The sequence below is a fragment of the Oerskovia enterophila genome, from assembly GCF_044748475.1.
Lineage (GTDB): Bacteria > Actinomycetota > Actinomycetes > Actinomycetales > Cellulomonadaceae > Oerskovia > Oerskovia enterophila.
Genome location: NZ_JBIVFZ010000004.1, coordinates 25,320 through 43,798, shown reverse-complemented (window position 1 = coordinate 43,798; position 18,479 = coordinate 25,320). Strand labels below are relative to the sequence as shown.

20 protein-coding genes are annotated in these 18,479 nt (G+C 74.1%); 14 read left to right on the top strand and 6 right to left on the bottom strand.

The window, feature by feature from the left end; all coding sequences use genetic code 11:
• Positions 1-120 precede the first annotated feature (120 nt).
• From ACIPWA_RS13230 to ACIPWA_RS13210, 5 genes are read left to right on the top strand one after another with little or no spacing between them, the layout of a single operon-like run.
• Positions 121-1,734, top strand: coding sequence for an ABC transporter substrate-binding protein (locus tag ACIPWA_RS13230; protein WP_400290825.1), 1,614 nt, complete (start codon positions 121-123; stop codon positions 1,732-1,734).
• Positions 1,701-2,849 (top strand): ABC transporter permease, encoded by a 1,149-nt coding sequence (locus tag ACIPWA_RS13225; RefSeq protein WP_400290823.1) that lies wholly within the window; start codon positions 1,701-1,703, stop codon positions 2,847-2,849. The genes ACIPWA_RS13230 and ACIPWA_RS13225 overlap by 34 nt, the downstream gene beginning before the upstream one ends.
• Positions 2,842-3,663, top strand: a complete 822-nt coding sequence (locus ACIPWA_RS13220; protein ID WP_056762877.1) for an ABC transporter permease — start codon at positions 2,842-2,844, stop codon at positions 3,661-3,663. The genes ACIPWA_RS13225 and ACIPWA_RS13220 overlap by 8 nt, the downstream gene beginning before the upstream one ends.
• Positions 3,660-4,580: an ATP-binding cassette domain-containing protein gene (locus ACIPWA_RS13215; protein ID WP_400290821.1), complete on the top strand. Its 921-nt coding sequence runs from the start codon at positions 3,660-3,662 to the stop codon at positions 4,578-4,580. The genes ACIPWA_RS13220 and ACIPWA_RS13215 overlap by 4 nt, the downstream gene beginning before the upstream one ends.
• Positions 4,580-5,242, top strand: coding sequence for an ABC transporter ATP-binding protein (locus ACIPWA_RS13210; RefSeq protein ID WP_068708049.1), 663 nt, complete (start codon positions 4,580-4,582; stop codon positions 5,240-5,242). Before ACIPWA_RS13215 ends, ACIPWA_RS13210 begins: the two co-directional genes overlap by 1 nt.
• Positions 5,243-5,354: 112 nt before the next feature.
• On the opposite strand, the gene ACIPWA_RS13205 is transcribed toward ACIPWA_RS13210, so the two are convergent.
• Positions 5,355-6,764: an NAD-dependent malic enzyme gene (locus tag ACIPWA_RS13205; RefSeq protein ID WP_056649219.1), complete on the bottom strand. Its 1,410-nt coding sequence runs from the start codon at positions 6,762-6,764 to the stop codon at positions 5,355-5,357.
• 414 nt (positions 6,765-7,178) lie between these two features.
• Positions 7,179-8,054, bottom strand: coding sequence for an HAD family hydrolase (locus tag ACIPWA_RS13200; protein WP_400290818.1), 876 nt, complete (start codon positions 8,052-8,054; stop codon positions 7,179-7,181).
• A 169-nt stretch (positions 8,055-8,223) separates the two neighbouring features.
• On the opposite strand from ACIPWA_RS13200, the gene ACIPWA_RS13195 reads away from it, so the two are divergent.
• The 5 genes from ACIPWA_RS13195 to ACIPWA_RS13175 all read left to right on the top strand — a co-directional run bounded on the left by ACIPWA_RS13195 (position 8,224) and on the right by ACIPWA_RS13175 (position 13,270).
• Entirely contained in the window at positions 8,224-9,858 is a 1,635-nt protein-coding gene (locus tag ACIPWA_RS13195) for an FAD-dependent oxidoreductase (protein ID WP_400290816.1), read from the top strand.
• Positions 9,859-10,045: 187 nt separating this feature from the next.
• Positions 10,046-10,858: a septum site-determining protein Ssd gene (gene ssd, locus ACIPWA_RS13190; RefSeq protein ID WP_400290814.1), complete on the top strand. Its 813-nt coding sequence runs from the start codon at positions 10,046-10,048 to the stop codon at positions 10,856-10,858.
• Positions 10,855-12,006: a TadA family conjugal transfer-associated ATPase gene (locus ACIPWA_RS13185; protein ID WP_400290812.1), complete on the top strand. Its 1,152-nt coding sequence runs from the start codon at positions 10,855-10,857 to the stop codon at positions 12,004-12,006. The genes ssd and ACIPWA_RS13185 overlap by 4 nt, the downstream gene beginning before the upstream one ends.
• Positions 12,003-12,692: a type II secretion system F family protein gene (locus tag ACIPWA_RS13180; RefSeq protein WP_400290810.1), complete on the top strand. Its 690-nt coding sequence runs from the start codon at positions 12,003-12,005 to the stop codon at positions 12,690-12,692. Before ACIPWA_RS13185 ends, ACIPWA_RS13180 begins: the two co-directional genes overlap by 4 nt.
• The gene (locus ACIPWA_RS13175; RefSeq protein ID WP_400290808.1) at positions 12,689-13,270 is read left to right on the top strand and encodes a type II secretion system F family protein; all 582 of its coding nucleotides are present in this window, start codon (positions 12,689-12,691) and stop codon (positions 13,268-13,270) included. Before ACIPWA_RS13180 ends, ACIPWA_RS13175 begins: the two co-directional genes overlap by 4 nt.
• 175 nt (positions 13,271-13,445) lie before the next feature.
• On the opposite strand, the gene ACIPWA_RS13170 is transcribed toward ACIPWA_RS13175, so the two are convergent.
• The 4 genes from ACIPWA_RS13170 to ACIPWA_RS13155 all read right to left on the bottom strand — a co-directional run bounded on the left by ACIPWA_RS13170 (position 13,446) and on the right by ACIPWA_RS13155 (position 16,138).
• A complete protein-coding gene (locus ACIPWA_RS13170; RefSeq protein ID WP_400290806.1) occupies positions 13,446-13,775 on the bottom strand; it encodes a helix-turn-helix transcriptional regulator in 330 nt (109 codons plus the stop codon).
• A gap of 316 nt (positions 13,776-14,091) precedes the next feature.
• Positions 14,092-15,369, bottom strand: a complete 1,278-nt coding sequence (locus ACIPWA_RS13165) for an RNA polymerase sigma factor (protein ID WP_400290804.1) — start codon at positions 15,367-15,369, stop codon at positions 14,092-14,094.
• A 22-nt stretch (positions 15,370-15,391) separates the two neighbouring features.
• Entirely contained in the window at positions 15,392-15,730 is a 339-nt protein-coding gene (locus ACIPWA_RS13160) for a YciI family protein (protein WP_056763193.1), read from the bottom strand.
• A 12-nt stretch (positions 15,731-15,742) separates the two neighbouring features.
• The gene (locus ACIPWA_RS13155) at positions 15,743-16,138 is read right to left on the bottom strand and encodes a YciI family protein (protein ID WP_056649246.1); all 396 of its coding nucleotides are present in this window, start codon (positions 16,136-16,138) and stop codon (positions 15,743-15,745) included.
• Between the two features lie 201 nt (positions 16,139-16,339).
• On the opposite strand from ACIPWA_RS13155, the gene ACIPWA_RS13150 reads away from it, so the two are divergent.
• The 4 genes from ACIPWA_RS13150 (at position 16,340) to ACIPWA_RS13135 (ending at position 18,462) form a co-directional block, all read left to right on the top strand.
• The gene (locus tag ACIPWA_RS13150; protein ID WP_400290802.1) at positions 16,340-17,281 is read left to right on the top strand and encodes an alpha/beta fold hydrolase; all 942 of its coding nucleotides are present in this window, start codon (positions 16,340-16,342) and stop codon (positions 17,279-17,281) included.
• Between the two features lie 187 nt (positions 17,282-17,468).
• A complete protein-coding gene (locus ACIPWA_RS13145) occupies positions 17,469-17,681 on the top strand; it encodes a DUF4244 domain-containing protein (protein WP_400290800.1) in 213 nt (70 codons plus the stop codon).
• A gap of 113 nt (positions 17,682-17,794) precedes the next feature.
• On the top strand, positions 17,795-18,112 hold the full coding sequence (locus ACIPWA_RS13140) for a TadE family type IV pilus minor pilin (RefSeq protein ID WP_400290798.1): 318 nt from the start codon (positions 17,795-17,797) through the stop codon (positions 18,110-18,112).
• Positions 18,097-18,462, top strand: coding sequence for an Rv3654c family TadE-like protein (locus ACIPWA_RS13135; RefSeq protein ID WP_400290796.1), 366 nt, complete (start codon positions 18,097-18,099; stop codon positions 18,460-18,462). Before ACIPWA_RS13140 ends, ACIPWA_RS13135 begins: the two co-directional genes overlap by 16 nt.
• The last annotated feature ends 17 nt before the right edge of the window (positions 18,463-18,479 follow it).

Below are 18,479 nucleotides of genomic sequence, written 5' to 3'. Positions count from 1 at the left end.
ACAACGTCGCAGGAGTGCCACGATGGCCGGAACCCGAACTACTGACCAGGTGGGCACTCCGCTGCTCGCTGCGAAAGGAACGTCGTGGCGCGATCTCGAGCAGTACGTCCTGTTCTTCCGGTGATCGCCCTGAGCGGCATCCTGGTCCTCACGGCCTGCACGGCACCGGGCGGGAGCGCCGACGGCGCGAGCGCCGCGGGGGCTGACGCGGCGGACGGCGGCACCGGCGGCATCGTGCTCGCCGACGGCTACGAGCTCGGCGGGTACAACCCCGTCGCGGGCTTCGGGGCGGCGGGCGAGGCCAAGATGTACGACGGCCTGGTCCGCCTCACGGGAGGCGAGGGGATGCCGGGGTTCGAGCCCGCGCTCGCCGCCGAGCTCCCCACGGCCAACGACGACGCGACCGTGTGGACCGTGAAGATCCGTCCCGACGTGACGTTCTCCGACGGCAGCACGTTCGGCCCCGAGGACGTGGTCGCGACGTACGAGGCGATCCTCGACCCGGCGTCCGCGTCCGAGGCCAGGTCGTCGTTCGACATGATCGAGGAGGTCGTCCAGACCGGCGACGACACGGTCGAGTTCCACCTCGCGTACTCGTACGCGCCGCTCCTGACGAAGATGCTCATCGGCGTGGTGCCCTCGGAGGCCGTCGCGACGCCGGGCCTCGCGGCCGAGTCCACGCTCAACACCGCACCGATCGGGACCGGGCCCTACACGCTCGTGGACCTGTCCCCGGACCGCGCGGTCCTCGAGGCCAACGAGGACTACTGGGACGGCGCGCCCGAGGTCAAGAAGCTCACGCTCCTCTACGTCCCCGACGACAACACGCGCGCGCAGCGCATGGCCTCGGGCGAGATCGACGGCACCAACCTGCCGCCGCTGCTCGCGAACACGTTCGAGGGCAAGGACGGCATGACGGTCACGGCGCACACCTCGGCCGACTGGCGCGGCCTGTCGCTCCCCACCGACAACCCCGTCGCGGGCGACCCCGCGGTCCGTATGGCGCTCAACCTGGCCGCGAACCGCCAGTCGATGATCGACAACGTCCTGGGCGGGCACGGCCGCGTGGCCGCGACGCCCATCCCCGAGGTCTACGGCGACGCGTACGAGCCCGGTGCGGTCTTCGCGTACGACCCGGCGCAGGCCCAGCAGATCCTGACGGACGCGGGCTGGGTCGAGGGAGCGGACGGGATCCGGGTCAAGGACGGGCAGCGCGCGCAGATCGCGCTCATGTACAACTCGGTCGACACGGTCCGCCGCGACCTCGCGCAGGCCTTCGCGTCCGACGCGCTCGCGGTGGGCGTCGAGGTGAACCTCGAGGCGCTGTCCTGGGACCGGATCGACCCGCGCATCAACACCGACTCGACGCTCCTGGGCGGCGGCGACGAGCCCTTCGACCCCGACACGCAGGCGTACGGCGCCCTGAGCTCGGTGTTCGTCCAGCCCGACGTCGGCAGCATCTACGACAACCCGAGCGACTACCAGGACGCGACGGTCGACGCGGCGCTCGAGGTCGGGCGGCGCAGCCTCGACCAGGCCGAGCGCGACGCGGCCTACCGCGAGGTCCAGGACGCGTACATCGACGACCCGGGGTACGTGTACCTCGTGTTCCTCGACCACACGTACGTCTCGAAGGACGCGGGCTGGACCATGTCGGGGCCCGTCCTCGAGCCGCACGCGCACGGCGTGACGTGGGGTCCGTGGTGGTCGCTGCAGTCCTGGACGCGGGACTGATGACCACGGTCCAGGCGGGGCGCGAGGAGCGCCCTGCCGGGCGCCCCGGGCAGGACGCCGGGCAGGCAGGCACGGTGCCCGACGGCGCCTCCCGCCCCGCGCCCGACGACGCACCCTCGGTGCGTGACCTGCGCCGAGGGCGCCACCGCGACATCTGGGCCATGGTGGGGCGCCGCCTGCTCTTCATCGTGCCGGTCACGGCCGCGGTCTCCGCAGGGCTGTTCGCGGCGGCCAAGTACTCGCCGTTCGACCCCCTGGTCGGGTACCTCGGGTCCCGGTACATGACCACGAGCGACGCCGACAAGGCGATCATCTCGGAGCAGCTCGGGTTCGACCGGCCCTGGTACTCGACGTACTGGGGATGGGTGCAGGACCTGTTCGGCGGGGACATGGGGCTGTCTCGGTCGTTCAACCAGCCCGTCGCTCAGGTCATCGCCGAGCGCCTGCCGTGGACGCTGCTGCTCGCGGGGGCCGCGCTCGCGCTCGCGGTCGTGGTCGCGCTCGCGCTGGGGATCGCGGCGGGCGTGCGCAGCGGCGGGATCCTGGACCGGGGCGTCACGGCGCTGTGCGTCGTGGTGCAGGGGCTGCCGCCGTTCGTCATGTCGCTCGCGGCGATCGCGGTGTTCGCGCTCGCGCTGGGGTGGCTGCCCGCGGCGGGGCTCACGGACGGGGGAGCGGACCCCACGGTCGGGGGCGTGCTGCGCCACCTGGTCCTGCCGGTCGTGGTCCTCGCGATCTCGCAGGTGCCGTGGCTGCTGCTCGCGGTGCGCGAGTCGGTCGTGACGTCGAAGGGCGAGGACTTCGTGGCCGGTGCGGTCTCGCGCGGCATCCCGACGCCGACCATCACGCGCCGCCACATCGTGCCGACCTCGCTCGCGCCGTTCGTCAACATCGTGGGCGTCCGGCTGCCCGAGCTGGTCGTGGGCGCGGTCCTGGTCGAGGAGGTCTTCAGCTGGCCAGGCGTGGCGGGGGCGATCGTCACGTCGGCCCGCGACCTCGACATGGCGCTCCTGGCGTTCCTGACGATCGGGACGACGGTCGTGGTCATGGTCGGCTCGCTCCTCGCGGACGTGGTCGTGGCCCTGATGGACCCCCGGGTGAGCACCGATGGCTAGGCGCAACCTGGTGATCGCGGGCTCGGTCCTGGCGGTCGTGGTGCTCTACGCGGTCCTGGTCCCGTGGATCGCGGGGGTCGACGACCGGGTCACGGACTTCGCGCAGGCCCGCCAGGCGCCGTCGGCGGAGCACCTGTTCGGCACCGACTCGGCCGGGCGCGACCTGTTCGTGCGCATCGCGTCGGGCATCCGGACCTCGCTCGTCGTGGCGCTCCTGTGTGCGCTGCTCGCGACCGTGATCGGGGTCGTGGTCGGTACCGCGGCCGGGTTCTGGGGCGGGTGGCCGGACCGGATCATCATGCGCAGCACCGACGCGGTCAATGCGCTGCCGCACCTGCTGCTCGGGATCGTGATCGTGGCGATGTTCCGCGGCAGCCTCCTCGCGATCGTCCTGTCGATCGCGCTGACCCACTGGACGCAGGTCGCGCGCATCATCCGCTCGGAGATCCTCAGCCTGCGCCAGCGCCCGTTCATCGACGCGGCCGTCCTCGCGGGCGCGAGCCGCCGGCAGGTCGCGGTGCGCCACCTGGTCCCCGCGACCGCGCCGCAGGCCATGATCGCGGTCGTCCTGCTGCTACCGCACGCGGTGTGGCACGAGTCCACGCTGTCCTTCCTGGGCTTCGGTCTCCCGCCGCACGAGCCCAGCCTCGGCACGCTCCTCGAGGAGGCGCGCAGCTCGCTGCTCCTGGGCGGGTGGTGGACCCTCGTCTTCCCGGCAGCCGTGCTCGTGGTCGTGACGCTCGCGGTCGCGTTCGCGGGCCAGGCGCTGCGCAAGGTCATCACCCCACCCCAACCCTCGGAGCTGAGACTATGAGCACGGCGGGCCTGCGCGTCGAGAACCTGACCGTCCGCCTTCCCCTGCCGAACGGGTCGGTCGTGCACGCCGCGAGCGACGTGAGCCTCGACGTCCCGCGCGGCACGGTCACGGCCCTCGTGGGCGAGTCGGGCTGCGGCAAGTCGATCCTGGCGTCGGCCGTCATGGACCAGCTCCCGGCGGGCGCGCGCCGTACCGGGTCGATCACGGTCACGACCCCGCAGGGGGCTCTCGACGTGTTCGCGGGCGAACCCTTCCGGGGCCTGCACGCCGCGCTCGTCCCGCAGTCCGCGGCCACGCACCTCACGCCCGTGCGCACCGCGCGCTCGCAGCTCGAGGAGACGATCGCGACGCTCGGCTCGGTGCGCACGAGCGACGAGCTGTCCGTGCGCGTCGGCCTGGACCCGTCGGCCCTGGACTGCTACCCGCACGAGCTCTCGGGCGGCATGGCCCAGCGCGTGGCCGTCGCGGGGGCGCTCGCGGGCGACCCCTCGGTGATCGTCGCGGACGAGCCCACGGCGAGCCTCGACCGCGCCCTGACCGACCGGATCCTGGGGCTGCTGCGCGAGTGCGCCGACGACGGCGCGGCGATCCTGCTCATCACGCACGACCTCGCGTCCCTGGTCCGCACGGGCGTGGCCGACCGGCTCGCGGTCATGTACGCCTCGCGCCTCATGGAGACGGGGCCTGCGGCCGAGGTGTTCGACGACCCGTGGCACGACTACACGCGCGACCTCCTGGGTGCGCTGCCCTCGCGCGGGCTGCACCCGTTGCCGGGCTCGCCGCCGCAGCTCACGGACCTGCCCGACGACTGCGTCTACCACCTGCGCCGCCCCGAGACCCGGCAGTCGGGCGGCCCGACGGCCCTGGTCCAGGTCGGCGACCGCGCCTACCGCACGCTGCGCGAGGTGGCCTGATGAGCCTCGAGGCGCGCGGCGTCGTGGCGGGCTACCGCCGCAAGCCCCCGGTCCTGACCGACGTCTCGATCAGCGTACCGGCGGGCACGATCGTGGGGCTCTCGGGCCCTTCGGGCACGGGCAAGACGACGCTCGCCCGGGTCCTGGCGCTGCTCGACGCGCCGCGCGCGGGGACCGTGAGCATCGACGACCAGGTCGCGACGGGCACGCGGTTCGCGGTCCAGGGGGACCTGCGGGGCGCGGTCGCGATGCTCTTCCAGTCCCCGCGCGCCTCGACCGACCCGCGCCTGACGCTGCGCTCGATCATCGCGCAGCCCGCCGAGGTCGCCCGTCGCCCGGTCGACGTCGAGGGGGTCGCGGCGCGCGTGGGCCTGACCCCCGACCTGCTCACGCGCAGGCCCTACCAGGTCTCCGACGGCCAGCTCCAGCGGGCCTGCCTGGCCCGGGCTCTCGCGCAGGAGCCGCGCTACCTGATCTGCGACGAGGCGACCGCGATGCTCGACGCCGCGACCACGGCGACGCTCGTGCGCCTCGTCGAGGCCGAGGCCGCGGCCCAGGGCGTGGGGGTCCTGCTCATCAGTCACGACGAGGAGCTGCTCGCGGCGTGCTGCTCGCAGGTCAGCGCGCTCGCGGACCTGCGGCGGGAGCCGGCCCCGCACTGAGCGGTCCCCGCCCGGGCGGGGCGACCGGGGGAGAGGTGCCCTGCCCGACGACGGTGCGCGGCGCCGTCGGGCACCTCGCCCCGTCGAGGGGTTCCGGCGGGCCGGGCGCCGCTCAGACGGCGGACGCGGCGGCCTCCTCCGCGCGGGCCGCGGCCTCGACGGCGGCGGCCACGACCGTCGTGACCTCGGGGTTGAACACGCTCGGCACGATGTAGGTCGCGTTGAGCTGGTCCTCGTGGATCGTCGAGGCGAGGGCCCGTGCCGCCGCGAGCAGCATGGTGTCGGTGATCTTGTGCGACTGCGCGTCGAGCAGCCCACGGAACACCCCGGGGAAAGCGAGCACGTTGTTGATCTGGTTGGCGAAGTCGCTGCGGCCCGTGCCGACGATCGCGGCGTGCTGCGCGGCGTCGACCGGGTCCACCTCGGGTGTGGGGTTGGCCATGGCGAACACGATCGAGTCGGGTGCCATGGTCGCGATGTCGTCGCCCGTGAGGATGTCGGGGGCCGAGACCCCGATGAAGACGTCGGCCCCGGCGAGGGCCTCGACGAGCGTGCCGCTCACGCGGCGCGGGTTGGTGCTGATCGCCGTCCAGGCGAGCGCGGGGGACAGGCCCGGGCGGTCGGGGTGGATCACGCCGTCGACGTCGGCGACCACGACGTCGTGCGCGCCCGCGGCCAGGAGCAGCTTGAGGACCGCCGTCCCCGCGGCCCCCGCCCCCGACAGCACGATCCGCACCTCGGCCAGGTCCTTGCCCACGACCTTGAGCGCGTTCGTCAGGGCCGCGAGCGCGACGATCGCGGTGCCGTGCTGGTCGTCGTGGAACACCGGGATGCTCAGCTCGGCGCGCAGGCGGCGCTCGATCTCGAAGCAGCGCGGCGCCGAGATGTCCTCGAGGTTGATGCCCGCGAACACCGGCGCGATGGCCTTGACCGTGCGCACGATCTCGTCGACGTCCTGCGTGTCCAGGGCGATGGGGAACGCGTCGATGTCCGCGAACCGCTTGAAGAGGGCGGCCTTGCCCTCCATGACGGGCAGCGACGCGAGCGGCCCGATGTCGCCGAGGCCCAGGACGGCCGACCCGTCCGTGACGACCGCGATCGTGTTGCGCTTGATGGTCAGGCGTCGGGCGTCCTCGGGGTGCGCGGCGATGGCCTCGCAGACCCGCGCGACGCCCGGGGTGTAGATCATCGACAGGTCGTCGCGGTTGCGGATGGGGACCTTGGACTCGATCTGGAGCTTGCCGCCCAGGTGCAGCAGGAACGTGCGGTCCGAGACCCGGTCCACCGTCACGCCGTGCAGGGCGCGCAGCGCCGCGACGATCTCCTCGGCGTGCGACTCGCCGCGCGTCGCGACCGTGACGTCGACCGTGATGCGCTCGTGGCCCGAGGCCGTGACGTCCAGGGCCGAGACGATCCCGCCCGACTGCTCGATGGCCGTCGTGAGCTCGCTGACCGCGGTGGGCCTGGCCTCGACCTGGAGGCGGACGGTGATGGACGAGGAAACGCTCGGCGCTGAGGTCATGTGGTCAGCGTATTCGCCTGTCGTGCGCGGCCGGTGCACCGGGCGGGTGAGCGGCGGGCTCGGCGTGGCGGTGGCGCCCGCAGAGGCCCCGGACACGGGAACGGCGCCCCCGGAGGGACGCCGTGCTCGCCAGCGGGACGGGGGTTAACAAGCGTGCTGCGAGGGTAGGTGCTGCAACGGGGCGAGCCCGGTCAGCCAGTCCTATGCGTGGACTTCTCGCGCGTGGGTTCCGCCCGTCCCTGATGCTGTTGTCCCTCAGTGATACGCCGCTCCGGGGCGCCGCGCAAGGGGTGGCAGGGAGAACGGGGGAACCTCCACGGGGTGTTCGATCCCGAGCCGGGAGGAGCCGGACAACGGGGACCCCGCGGGTTCGAACAGGCCGCGTGCGGGGCCGTCCTGCGGGCCGGGGCCTCGCTACCCGGAGCGCCCCGAGCGCTTGCGCACCGCGCGCCACACGAGCCAGGCCACGACCGTGACGACGACGGCCCCGCCGACCACGACCGCGCTCCGAGGCGGCGCGAGCTGGGTGCGCAGCGTGACGGGGCGCACGAAGGTGAGCGTGCCCCAGCCGCTCTCGCCCGCGAGGCGGCGCAGCGTCCGGTCGGGGTTGACCGCGAACCCGTGGCCGACCTCCGCGAGCATGGGCGCGTCCGTGATCGAGTCCGAGTAGGCGTAGGACGCGTCGAGGTCGTAGCCGTTGGCCTCGGCCAGCTCGCGGATCGCGAGGGCCTTGTTCTCGCCGTACGCGTAGAAGTCGATCTCGCCCGTGTAGCGGCCGTCGACGATCTCCATGCGCGTCGCGACGTAGTGGTCCGCGCCGAGCACCGCGGCGATGGGCTCGACGACCTCGGAGCCCGAGGCCGAGACGATCACGACGTCGTGCCCCCGGTCGTGGTGGCTCACGATGAGCTCGACGGCCTCGGCGTAGACGACCGGGTCGATGTACTCGTGCAGCGTCTCCTCGACGATCTGCGAGACCGTGCGCACGTCCCACCCCGTCACGAGCGAGCTGAGGTGCGCGCGCATGCGCTCGGTCTGGTCCGCGTCCGCGCCGCCGACCATGTAGAGGAAGTGCGCGTACGCGCTGCGCAGCACGTCACCGCGGCTGATGAGCCCGCCCGCGTAGAAGGGCTTGGAGAACGCGGCGGTCGACGAGGTCGCGATGATCGTCTTGTCCAGGTCGAAGAACGCGGCGACCTTGCGCGGGCGGGTCTCGCGGGCACCTGGACGGGGAGGCGCCTGAGGCGCGCTGCGCGGACCGGTCTGCGGTGAGTCCTGGGGCTGGGTCACCCGGTGAGCCTATCCGGCGAGCGCACGAGATGTCCCGGTTCGGCAGCGTCGTCGTGCCGCGGCTCCGCGCGGCGTGCCGGGAGTGCGTCGCCCGACGGGATGTCGACGTGCCGCCCGCGCGGTACGTTCGGCCCGGACGGACCGTGGCCCAGCCCCGTGGGAGGCACGCATGATCACGCTCGACGAGCTCCGCGCCATCTCGATCTTCGAGCCCCTCCCCCCGGAGCCGCTCGAGTTCCTCGTCGGTGCGGTCGAGGACATCCGGCTCCTGCCGGGCGAGTACTTCGCGCACGAGGGCGACGAGCGCGCGTTCTTCGTCGTGATCGAGGGACGTGCGGAGATCACCAAGATGATCAACGGGGACGAGCGCGTGATCGGGGTGCGGACCCCCGGCATGTTCTTCGGCGAGGTGCCCATGACGCTCAGCACGAACTTCCCGGCGAGCGGCCGCGCGACCGAGGCCACGCGCATCATGAAGCTCGACGCGACCGTCTTCTACGGCCTCGCGGCCATGGCCCCCGCCGTCCCCGCGCACGTCGCGACGCTCGCGCGCAGCTACCTCGACGCGCTCCAGGCGCACGCGTCGGAGAAGCCCGTGGCCGAGGCGCACGTGATCGGGCCCCGGCTCGACGCGGGGGTCCGGGACCTGGCGACGTTCCTGACGCGCAACCACGTGCCGTTCGACCGGGTCGTGGTGGAGGCGCCCGCCGAGCACCCGGTGGGGGCCGAGCCTGCCCACCCGGTCCTCGAGCTGCGCGACGGTTCGCGGCTCGTCGCCCCGGTGATGCGCGAGGTCGCGCACGCGGTCGGCCTGGCCGTGGAGCCCACCGAGACGGACTACGACGTCGTGATCCTCGGCGGCGGGCCGGCCGGGCTGACCGCGGCGGTCAACGCTGCGGCCGAGGGCCTGCGCACGCTCGTCGTCGAGAGCCTGGCCCCGGGCGGGCAGGCGGGGACCTCGACCCGGATCGAGAACTACACGGGGTTCCCTTACGGCATCTCGGGGGACGACCTCGCGAGCCGGGCACTGACCCAGGCGCAGCGGCTGGGCGCCGAGATCGTCGTGACGCGCACGGTCGAGTCGATCGACCCGGGCTCGCACCGGGTCGTGCTCGACGGCGGCGACGCGCTCGGGGCGCAGGTCGTGATCGTCGCGACGGGGGTCGAGTGGCGCACGCTCGCCCTGCCGGCCGTGGACCGCTACCTGGGCAACGGGCTGTACTACGGGGCCGCGCGCAGCGACGCCGCGCTCGCCCAGGGGCAGGACGTCTGCATCGTCGGCGCGGGGAACTCGGCGGGGCAGGCGGCGATCTTCTTCTCGCGGCACGCCCGGTCCGTCACGATGCTCGTGCGCGGGGAGTCGCTCGGCGCGAGCATGTCGCGCTACCTGATCGACCAGATCGCGGCCAACCCCGGCATCCGGGTCGAGACCCGCGCGCAGATCGTCGACCTGCACGGCGACGAGGGCCTCGAGTCCCTCGACGTGCTCGACGCGCGGACGGGGGAGAGCGCCGGCCGCGCGCTCTCGGTCGTGTTCGTGATGATCGGCGCGGACGCCGTCACGGGCTGGCTGCCCTCGGAGGTCGCGCGCGACTCGCACGGGTTCGTCCTCACCGGGGCCGAGGCCGCGGCCGCGTCGCAGTGGACCGCCGAACGTCGGCCGTTCGCCCTGGAGACGAGCGCCCCGGGGGTCTTCGCGATCGGCGACGTGCGCTCGGGATCGGTCAAGCGCGTCGCGGCGGGGGTGGGCGAGGGCGGGATGGCGATCGCGTACGCGCACCAGTACCTCGCGCTGGCGCACTGACGGCAGGCTCGTCCACAGGGGCGCGGCCTGCGTGGTTGTCCACAGGCCCGACGGCGCGGCCCCACGCCCGCTCGTCTCGCCCCAGGATGGTGGTCGGCCCGTGCGGACGGGCCGGCGCGGAGAGAGCCGCGGCCCGCCCGGCGGGCTGACGACCGCCTCCGCGCCCGCGTCGACGGGAGGAGGAGCCGTGGGACGGGAAGAAGCGGTCGTGGTGGGGGTCGTCGGGGCGTGCGGTGGAGCCGGGGCGAGCACCCTGGCCGCGGCGCTCGCGGACGGGCTCCGGCGAGACGGGCGGCGACCGGTCCTGGTGGACCTCGCGACGCGGGGCGGAGGGATCGACGTGCTCCTCGGGATCGACCACCGGGAGGGTCCGCGCTGGGCGGACCTCCGTGACGCGCGGGGCGAGGTGGACGGCCGGGCGCTCGTGGGTCTGCTGCCGACCTGGTGCGCGGTGCCGGTGCTCAGCGCGCACCGAACCGACCCGGCCGCCCTCGACCAGGGCGTGGTCGTCGACGTGTGCTCGGCCCTCGCGGACGCGTGCGACGTGCTGGTCCTCGACCTGCCGCGCGCGGCGCTCGCCGCGGGTGCGGGCGGAGGTGCCGACCTGAGCACGGGAGCAGCGGCCGGAGCGGGAGCGGACGCCGAGCACGCGGCGCTCGTCGGGGCGTGCGACGCGCTCTTCCTCGTGACCCCGCTCGAGCTGCCGGCGGTCGCGGGCGCCGTCGCGGCCGTCGCGCTCGCGCGCCGCTCAGGAGCCGACCGGTCGATGCGCCTCGTCGCGCGGCGACCCGCTCCCGGGCGGCTCGACCCGTGGGAGGTGAGCGACGTCGTCGGGCTGCCGCTCGCGTGCGTCGTGGGGTGGGACCGGACGCTCGCGGCGCGCGTCGACCGCGGGCAGGGCCCACCCGTCGGTGCGCGGCGCCCCCTGGGGCGCGCAGGACGTGAGCTCGGCGCGCTCGTCACCGCCGGGACGCCCGCCAGGACCCCGGCCGTGGCATGAGCCCGATCGACGACGGTCTGCTGGCCGAGGTGCGTGGTCGGGTCGTCGGCGGGGCCCCTGCCGACGACACCGAGCTCCGGGCGGCGCTGCGCGGCTCGGGGCGCGTGCTCGGCAGCGACGCGCTGAGCGACCTGACCCGGCGCGCACGCGCCGAGCTGTACGGGGCCGGACCCCTCCAGCCCTTGCTCGAGGACCCCGAGGTCACCGACGTCCTGGTCAACTCGCCTGCCGAGGTCTGGGTCGACCGAGGGGTGGGCCTCGAACGTGCGCCCGTGCACCTGGGGAGCGCGGCCCAGGTGCGGGCGCTCGCGGTCCGGCTCGCGGCCGCGGGCGGTCAGCGGCTCGACGACGCGAGCCCGCTCGTGGACGCGCGCCTGCCCGACGGCACCCGGCTGCACGCCGCGATCGCTCCCGTGTGCGAGTCCGGAGCCGTGATCTCGCTGCGCGTCCTCCGCTCGCGGGCCTTCACGCTCGACGAGCTCGTGGGCTCGGGTGCGCTGCCCGCACCGTGGGCCCCGGTGCTCCGGCGCCTCGTGTCCGCGCGCGCCAACATGCTGGTCTCGGGAGGCACGGGGACCGGTAAGACGACGCTGCTCGCCGCGCTGCTGTCCCTCGTGCCGGGGCACGAGCGTGTCGTGTGCGTCGAGGAGGCGCGCGAGCTCGTGCCCGACCACCCGCACGTCGTCCCCCTGACCGCGCGGCGCCCCAACGTCGAGGGCGCGGGGGCGGTCGACCTGGCGGACCTGGTCCGCAACGCGCTGCGCATGCGCCCCGACCGGATCGTCCTGGGCGAGTGCCGCGGCGCCGAGGTCCGCGAGGTCCTCATGGCCCTCAACACGGGGCACGACGGCGGCCTGGCCACGATCCACGCCAACTCCGCGTCGGTCGTCCCCGCGCGGCTCGAGGCTCTCGCCGCGCTGGCAGGGATGACGCGCGAGGCCGTGGCCGCCCAGGCCGCGGGGGCGCTCGACGTGGTGCTGCACCTGCGGCGGTCCGGGCGGGTGCGGTACCTGGCCGAGATCGGGGTCGTGCGGCGCGACGCGCGGGGCGAGCTGGTGGTCGAGCCCGTCGCGACGTGGGACGGCGTGCGGGAACCGGTCGCCACCGAGGACTGGGACGCGTTCGCCGACCGGTGGGGCGGGGCGTGACCGGCGACCTCGCCGTCGCGCTCACGGTCGCCGGCGTGGTCTGGGTGGCGGTCGTTCCTGCGGGGCGTCGCGCCGCGGACGTGACGGACGGTCTGGGGGTGGGGCCCTCGGCGGGCCGGAAGGGATCGGGGGTGGTCGCGCGGGCTCTCGGGCGACGGACGGTCGCTGGACGCTCGGTGCGTCTGCTCGTGTCCCACGTCGCGTCGCTCGTGCGCTCGGGGAGCGCGCCCGGGGCCGCGTGGGCGACGGCCGCCGGCGTGCGGGTGGACTCCAGGGGCGTCCCCGATGCGGCCGACCTGCTCGCAGTCGTGGGTGCTCGTGGCTCGGGCGAGGCGCCGGGGCAGGTCGCGGCGGTCGTCGCGGCGAGCCGGTTGGCGGCCGACGTGGGGGCGCCTCTCGGCGCAGTCCTCGAGTCGATCGCGCAGGCGTTGTCCGCGGAGTCCGAGGCGCGAGCCGACCGGGAGGCGTCGCTCGCGGGCCCGCAGGCGACGGCGCGCGTGCTGCTGTGGCTGCCCGTCGTCGGGGTGCTGCTCGGCGCGGTCCTCGGGGTCGATCCGGTGGCGACCGCGCTCGGTGGCGGGGTGGGATCGGCGGGTCTGCTGGCCGGCGGGGTGCAGCTCCTGGTGGGGCGCCGGTGGTCGGGTCGACTGGTCGCGCGTGCCAGGGCGGCGGGGGCGCCTCCGTGAGCGTCGACTGGCTGCTCGTGGCGGCGTTGTCGTGCGGGTTCCTGGTCGCCGCGAGCCCGTGGTGCCTCGCACGGGCAGGGGTCCGGGCTCGGCTCGGCGACCTGGCGGTCGCGACGGCTCCGGGGCGAGAGCCGGCGACGGGCGGACCGGTCGAGATCGGTGTCCTGCTCGAGCTGCTCGGGGCGGCGGTCCGCGCGGGGACGAGCGTCCCGCGCGCGCTCGAGGCTGTGGGGCAGGCGGTCGGAGGGCCCGACGGCGTCGCCCTCCACCGTGCCGGGGCTGCGGTCGTGCTCGGGGCAGGCTGGGCCGAGGCCTGGTCCGGGTCACCGGCGCGGCTGGACGTGGTGCGCGCGGCGCTGGCCCCGGCCTGGGAGCAGGGGGCCGCGCCGGGGGAGTCGCTGCGCGTGGCGGGCGAGCAGCTCCGGCGTGACCAGCAGGCGGCTGCACGGCAGGCCGCTGCGAGGCTCGCGGTGCACCTGGTCCTGCCGCTGGGCGTGTGCTTCCTGCCGGCGTTCGTGCTCATCGGGCTGCTGCCCGTGCTGCTGTCGCTGGGCGGTGGAATGCTCGGTGGAGGGTGAGGGCTGGCGGCGAGGTGCTGAGCGATGGGCGAGGCCTGGGGGTGAGGGCAGGTGCGCTGCTCCGTGAGGGGTGATGCCTGGCGACGTGGGCTGGTGCGGCGTGGGGCCGCGCGGGTCTGGTCGTGCGGTGGCGGTGGGCAGGGGCCGGTAGTGCGGTGAGTCGACGCCGTGGGAGTCAGCGGCGCCCACGCTGCGAGCCGTCGTCGAGGAGGTCGTCGACGGGACAGCCGAATGCCGCGGCGATGGCGCCGAGGTCGTCGAGCGACCACGCGACCTTGCCCGTGAAGCGCTGCGAGATCGCGCTCCGTGACCGGCCGAGCAGCTCGGCGAGGTCCTCTTGGCTGATGTCGCGCCGTGCGGACTCGAGCCGGACCGCACCGGCAGCGACGCGGCTGAGTGGTACCCCGTAGGCGGCGGGCAGGGAACGATCGTCGAGGGGCCCTGGCGGGCTCGGCGGGCTCGGCGAGCTCGGCGGACGCGCGGGGCCGGTCGGCTGGGGGAGCATGTGTGCCTCGCAGAGGTGTGTGGGAATCGGGAGCGGTGTTCGATGAGCGGGCCGTGGTTTCGCTGAGCGAACAGCGCTCGTCGCAACATCTGCGAGCGCTCGTGCATCGCCCTGGACGGCACGTCGCGATGTCCTGAACTCGTGGAGTCTCTGAGGCAGCCTGCCGCACGGACGAGGTTCAGCGATGCTGCTGATCGGACGCCACTGATCCATGGTGGCCGGTCAGCAGGCCATGGCTCAGGCTTTCCACAGGGCCACAGGGCCACAGGGCCACAGGGCCACAGGGCCACAGGGCCACAAGGCGCGTCCGCCCGAGCTAGCCGAGCAAGTCCTCACGGACCTCCGCGAGCCGCCGCTTCAGATGCTCTTGCTCGGCCGCGTTCCCGCACCGGCCGATCGCCTCCTCGAACGACGCCACGGCCTCGGCGGGTCGGCCCGCCCGCGCCAGCAGCTCGGCCCGGGTCGCGGGCAGCCGATGGCTCGTCCGGAGGGACTCGTCGATCCCTTCGAAGCCGTCGATCAGCGCGAGCCCAGCGGTCGGCCCCTCGGCCTCCGCGACCGCGACCGACCGGGCGAGCCGGACCATGGGCGAGCCCGTGGCCGTCTCCAGCTCGGCGTACAGGTCGGCGATCCCGCCCCAGTCCGTGTCGGTAGCGCGTCCTGCGACAGCGTGCGCGGCGGCGATCGACGCCTGGAGGCGGTACTCGTGCGCGAGGCCAGTGACGCCGTCGGGCACGGAGGCGAGCAGCGCGAGACCCGACGCGATCTCCTCGCCGTGCCACCGCGACCTGTCCTGGTCCGTCAGCAGCACGAGCGACCCGTCCGCAGCCACGCGCGCGTCACGACGCGAGTGCTGGAGCACCAGGAGGGCGAGCAGCGACCGCACCACGGGACGCCCCGGCAGGAGCTCGTCGAGCAGGCGCGCCAGGCGGATCGCCTCGCCGGCCAGGGCCACCCGCAGCACGTCGGGCCCCGTGCCCGGCGCGTACCCCGCGGTGAAGGCCAGGTAGACGACAGAGGCGACGTCGTCGAGGCGGTCGTCCAGGCGCTCGGGCGGCGGCACCTCGAACGGGATGCCCGCGGCGACCAGGCGCTTCTTCGCCCGTGTCAGGCGCGCTGCCATGGTCGTGTCCTGGACCAGGAAGAGCCGCGCGATGTCCGGCACGGGCAGGCCCGCGACGAACCGCAGGGTCAACGCCGCACGCGACTCGACCGACAACGCCGGGTGGCAGCACGAGAAGACGAGGCGGAGCCGGTCGTCGGGCAGGTGAGCGCCGTCGTCGCCCACCCCCGGCGTACCGTCCGTCGCCTCCGCCGCGGACCGCGCCTCCACGATCATGAGCGGCTCCTTCTGGACAGCGACCGCCTCGGCGCGCAAGCGGTCGAGCACGCGCCGCCCGGCCGCGGTGCGCAGCCAGGCGGCGGGGGAGTCCGGCACGCCGTCGACGGGCCACGTCCTCGCCGCAGCCGCGAACGCGTCCGCGAGCGCGTCCTCCGCGAGGTCCGGACGGCGGTAGCGCGCGACGAGCATCGCGAGCAACCGCGCCCAGTGCTCGCGCCACGCCGAGGTGAGCGCGTCGTCGACGAGCGTCACGGGCGCGCGACCGGCGACGAGGTCACAGGTCGTCCACGTCCACGACCGGACGCAGCTCGACCGTGTACTGCGGCAGGAGAGCGACAGCCTCGATCGCGGTGTCGATGCTCGGCAGCACCGCGACGTAGAAGCCGCCGAGCTGCTCGGCGAGCTCGGCGAACGGACCCTCGGTCACGGTCACCGTGCCCTCCCGGCTGCGGACCGTCGTGGCCGCGGCGACCGTGCTGAGCGCCTCCGCGGCCACGATGCTCCCACGGTTCCTGAGGAACGCGGCGAACTCGTCGTGCTGCGCCATGAACCGCGAACGTTCCTCCGCGGAGGCAGCAGCCCAGACCTGCTCGTCCCCGTACAGCAGGAACATGACCTTCACGGCTCAGGCCTCCGCCCCTGCGGGCGTGGTCACGGCGGCGGCGTCTGCCCCGCCGTGATCCACCGTGGGGCGGATCTCGTACGTGCAGCCGTCGCCCGCGAAGACCTCGTCGATGATCGTCACGAGCCCCGGCAGGTCGTCGCTCACGACCAGGTAGATGCCGCCGATCTGCTCGGCGAGCTCCGTGAACGGGCCCTCGGTCGTCCCGACCCCCGGGCGCACCAGGGTTGCCGTCCCGGCGGCCTCGAGCTCGACACCGCCCGAGATCCGGTGGCCCTCCACCTCGACGCGGCGCGTGAACTCCTCGTGCTGGGCCATGATCTCCTCGGCCAGGTCCGGGCGCATGGCGGGCGTGCCGTCTTCCGGGGCGTGGATGAGGACTGCGTACTCGGTGCTCATGATTCCTCCAGGTGAGTGGGTGGTTGGTCCTTCATCTCGATGACGCGTGACCACCGACGGAATCGACAGCCGCTCGCGACCAGTTTCGCCGGTGGCCGCGGGAGGCGCGCGGAGAACAGGACACGGGTTGACCGGTACGGGTCGCACGATGGCGACATGAACTCATCGACAAGTCCCGGTGCCCGATGGAGAGAAACCACGATGCCCGACCCCAGCGACTTCCCCGAGTCGACCCTCGTCCCGGTCAACGGTGTGGAGCTCGAGGTCTTCGAAGCCGGCCGGCACAACGCAGGACGACCCGTCGTGCTGTGCCACGGCTGGCCGGAGCACGCCTACTCCTGGCGTCACCAGGTGCCCGCCCTCGTCGAGGCGGGCTACCACGTCATCGTCCCGAACCAGCGAGGCTACGGCGGCTCGTCCCGTCCGGCCGAGGTGACGGCGTACGACGTCGAACACCTGTCAGGCGACCTGGTGGCGCTGCTCGACCACTACGGATACGACGACGCCACCTTCATCGGTCACGACTGGGGTGCCTTCGTCGTCTGGGGACTGACGCTGCTGCATCCGCACCGGGTCAACGGAGTGATCAACCTGAGCCTGCCGTATCAGGAGCGCGGCGAGCGGCCCTGGATCGAGGTCATGGAAGAGGTGATGGGCGGTGACTTCTACTTCGTCCACTTCAACCGACAGCCAGGCGTCGCGGACGCCGTGCTCGACGCGAACACCTCCCGGTTCCTTCGCAACCTGTACCGGAAGAACGAGCCCCCCAGAGAACCTCAGCCCGGCATGGCGATGGCGAACCTCGCCAGAGCGCAGACGCCGCTCGGTGAGCCCGTCATGAGCGACAGCGAGCTGGCCGTCTTCGTGTCCGCCTTCGAGTCGACCGGTTTCACGGGCAGCATCAACTGGTACCGGAACCTGGACCGCAACTGGCGCCTGCTGGCGGACGTGGACCCGATCATCCAGCAGCCCGTGCTCATGATCTACGGCGACCGGGACCTGGTCGCGAGGTCCGAGCGGCTGGCCGAGTTCGTCCCTCAGGTCGAGGTGGTCACCCTGGACTGCGGTCACTGGATCCAGCAAGAGCTGCCGGACGAGACCAACCGGGCGATCCTCACCTGGCTGGAGCAGCAGGGGGCCTAGCTTCGAGGGGGCGCCGCCGAGCCACGCGAGGCCATGACGGCGCCCCGGCGATGCGGGGTATGCACAGGACGCCTCGTGGGGGCGTGTTCCACAATGTCGCCTGCTGTGCGAGCGGGGCGCGGCGCGGGCTCGCCACAGTGGGCGGCACGGCCCACGACAGGTGGGTCACGAGAGCCAGGAGGCACCCATGAAGACCATGCACCGAGTGAGGGCGACCGGAGCGGAGCTGCTCGTCCGCGTCCGCGGCGAGGACCCGGAGGCCGGTCTCGCGACCGCCGAGTACGCGGTGGCGACCATCGCGGCCGTCGGGTTCGCGGGCCTGCTCATCGCGATCCTCAAGAGCGGCGAGGTGCGCGAGATGCTGCTCGGCATCATCCAGCGCGCCCTGTCGATCGGGTGAGCGTGGCGGCCGGCAGGGCGGGGGCGTCGCGGGCGGCGACGTCGCTGCGGGGGACGCGGGGGCGGTCGTGGCGTCCGCTCGAGTGGAGGTCCCCGGACCGTGAGGGCGGCACCGTGACCGCCGAGCTCGCCCTCGCGCTGCCCGCGGTCGTCCTCGTCCTGGTGGCCGTCCTCACGCTCGCCGCAGCGGCGAACGCACAGCTCCAGGCCGCCGACGCCGCTCGCGCCGCTGCCCGGGCCGTCGCGATCGGTGAGGACGACGCGGTGGTGCGCGCCGTCGTCGGGCAGGTGGCCGGGGCAGACGCCACGGTGACCGTCTCCCGCGGCGACCCGTGGATCGAGGTGCGGGTCGCCAAGCCCGTGGTCGGCGGCTGGCTGTCGAGCTCGCCGCTCCAGGCGCGCGGGGCCGCGGTCGCGTGGGACGAACCCTGAGGCCCGCCGACCAGGGATCCGGGACCGTGCTCGCGCTCGGCCTGATCGCGGTCTCGCTCGTGCTGGGGCTCGCGCTCGCGGCCCTGTCGTCCGCGCAGGGCGCGCGAGGGCAGGCTCAGACGGCAGCGGACCTCGCGGCCGTCGCCGGGGCGACAGCCCTCCAGGGAGGCCGGGACGCGTGCCCGACGGCGCACGAGACCGCGGAGCGCAACGGCGCCGTGGTCGCGGCGTGCGTCGAGCAGGGCGACGGCGTGGTCAGGGTCGACGTCACCCGCGAGGCGACGGGATGGGCCGGGGCGCTCGGGACGGCGCGGGCCGCCGCACGGGCGGGACCGGCGTCGGCGCGGTGAGAGGCGCCGACGATCGG

Coding starts and splice junctions, on each gene's coding strand:
- ACIPWA_RS13170 (WP_400290806.1), bottom strand. CDS start 13,775: ATGCTCCCCCAGCCGACCGGCCCCGCGCGTCCGCCGAGCTCGCCGAGC.
- ACIPWA_RS13160 (WP_056763193.1), bottom strand. CDS start 15,730: ATGTTCCTGCTGTACGGGGACGAGCAGGTCTGGGCTGCTGCCTCCGCG.
- ACIPWA_RS13220 (WP_056762877.1), top strand. CDS start 2,842: ATGGCTAGGCGCAACCTGGTGATCGCGGGCTCGGTCCTGGCGGTCGTG.
- ACIPWA_RS13155 (WP_056649246.1), bottom strand. CDS start 16,138: ATGAGCACCGAGTACGCAGTCCTCATCCACGCCCCGGAAGACGGCACG.
- ACIPWA_RS13145 (WP_400290800.1), top strand. CDS start 17,469: ATGAAGACCATGCACCGAGTGAGGGCGACCGGAGCGGAGCTGCTCGTC.
- ACIPWA_RS13150 (WP_400290802.1), top strand. CDS start 16,340: ATGCCCGACCCCAGCGACTTCCCCGAGTCGACCCTCGTCCCGGTCAAC.
- ACIPWA_RS13205 (WP_056649219.1), bottom strand. CDS start 6,764: ATGACCTCAGCGCCGAGCGTTTCCTCGTCCATCACCGTCCGCCTCCAG.
- ACIPWA_RS13210 (WP_068708049.1), top strand. CDS start 4,580: ATGAGCCTCGAGGCGCGCGGCGTCGTGGCGGGCTACCGCCGCAAGCCC.
- ACIPWA_RS13215 (WP_400290821.1), top strand. CDS start 3,660: ATGAGCACGGCGGGCCTGCGCGTCGAGAACCTGACCGTCCGCCTTCCC.
- ACIPWA_RS13185 (WP_400290812.1), top strand. CDS start 10,855: ATGAGCCCGATCGACGACGGTCTGCTGGCCGAGGTGCGTGGTCGGGTC.
- ACIPWA_RS13195 (WP_400290816.1), top strand. CDS start 8,224: ATGATCACGCTCGACGAGCTCCGCGCCATCTCGATCTTCGAGCCCCTC.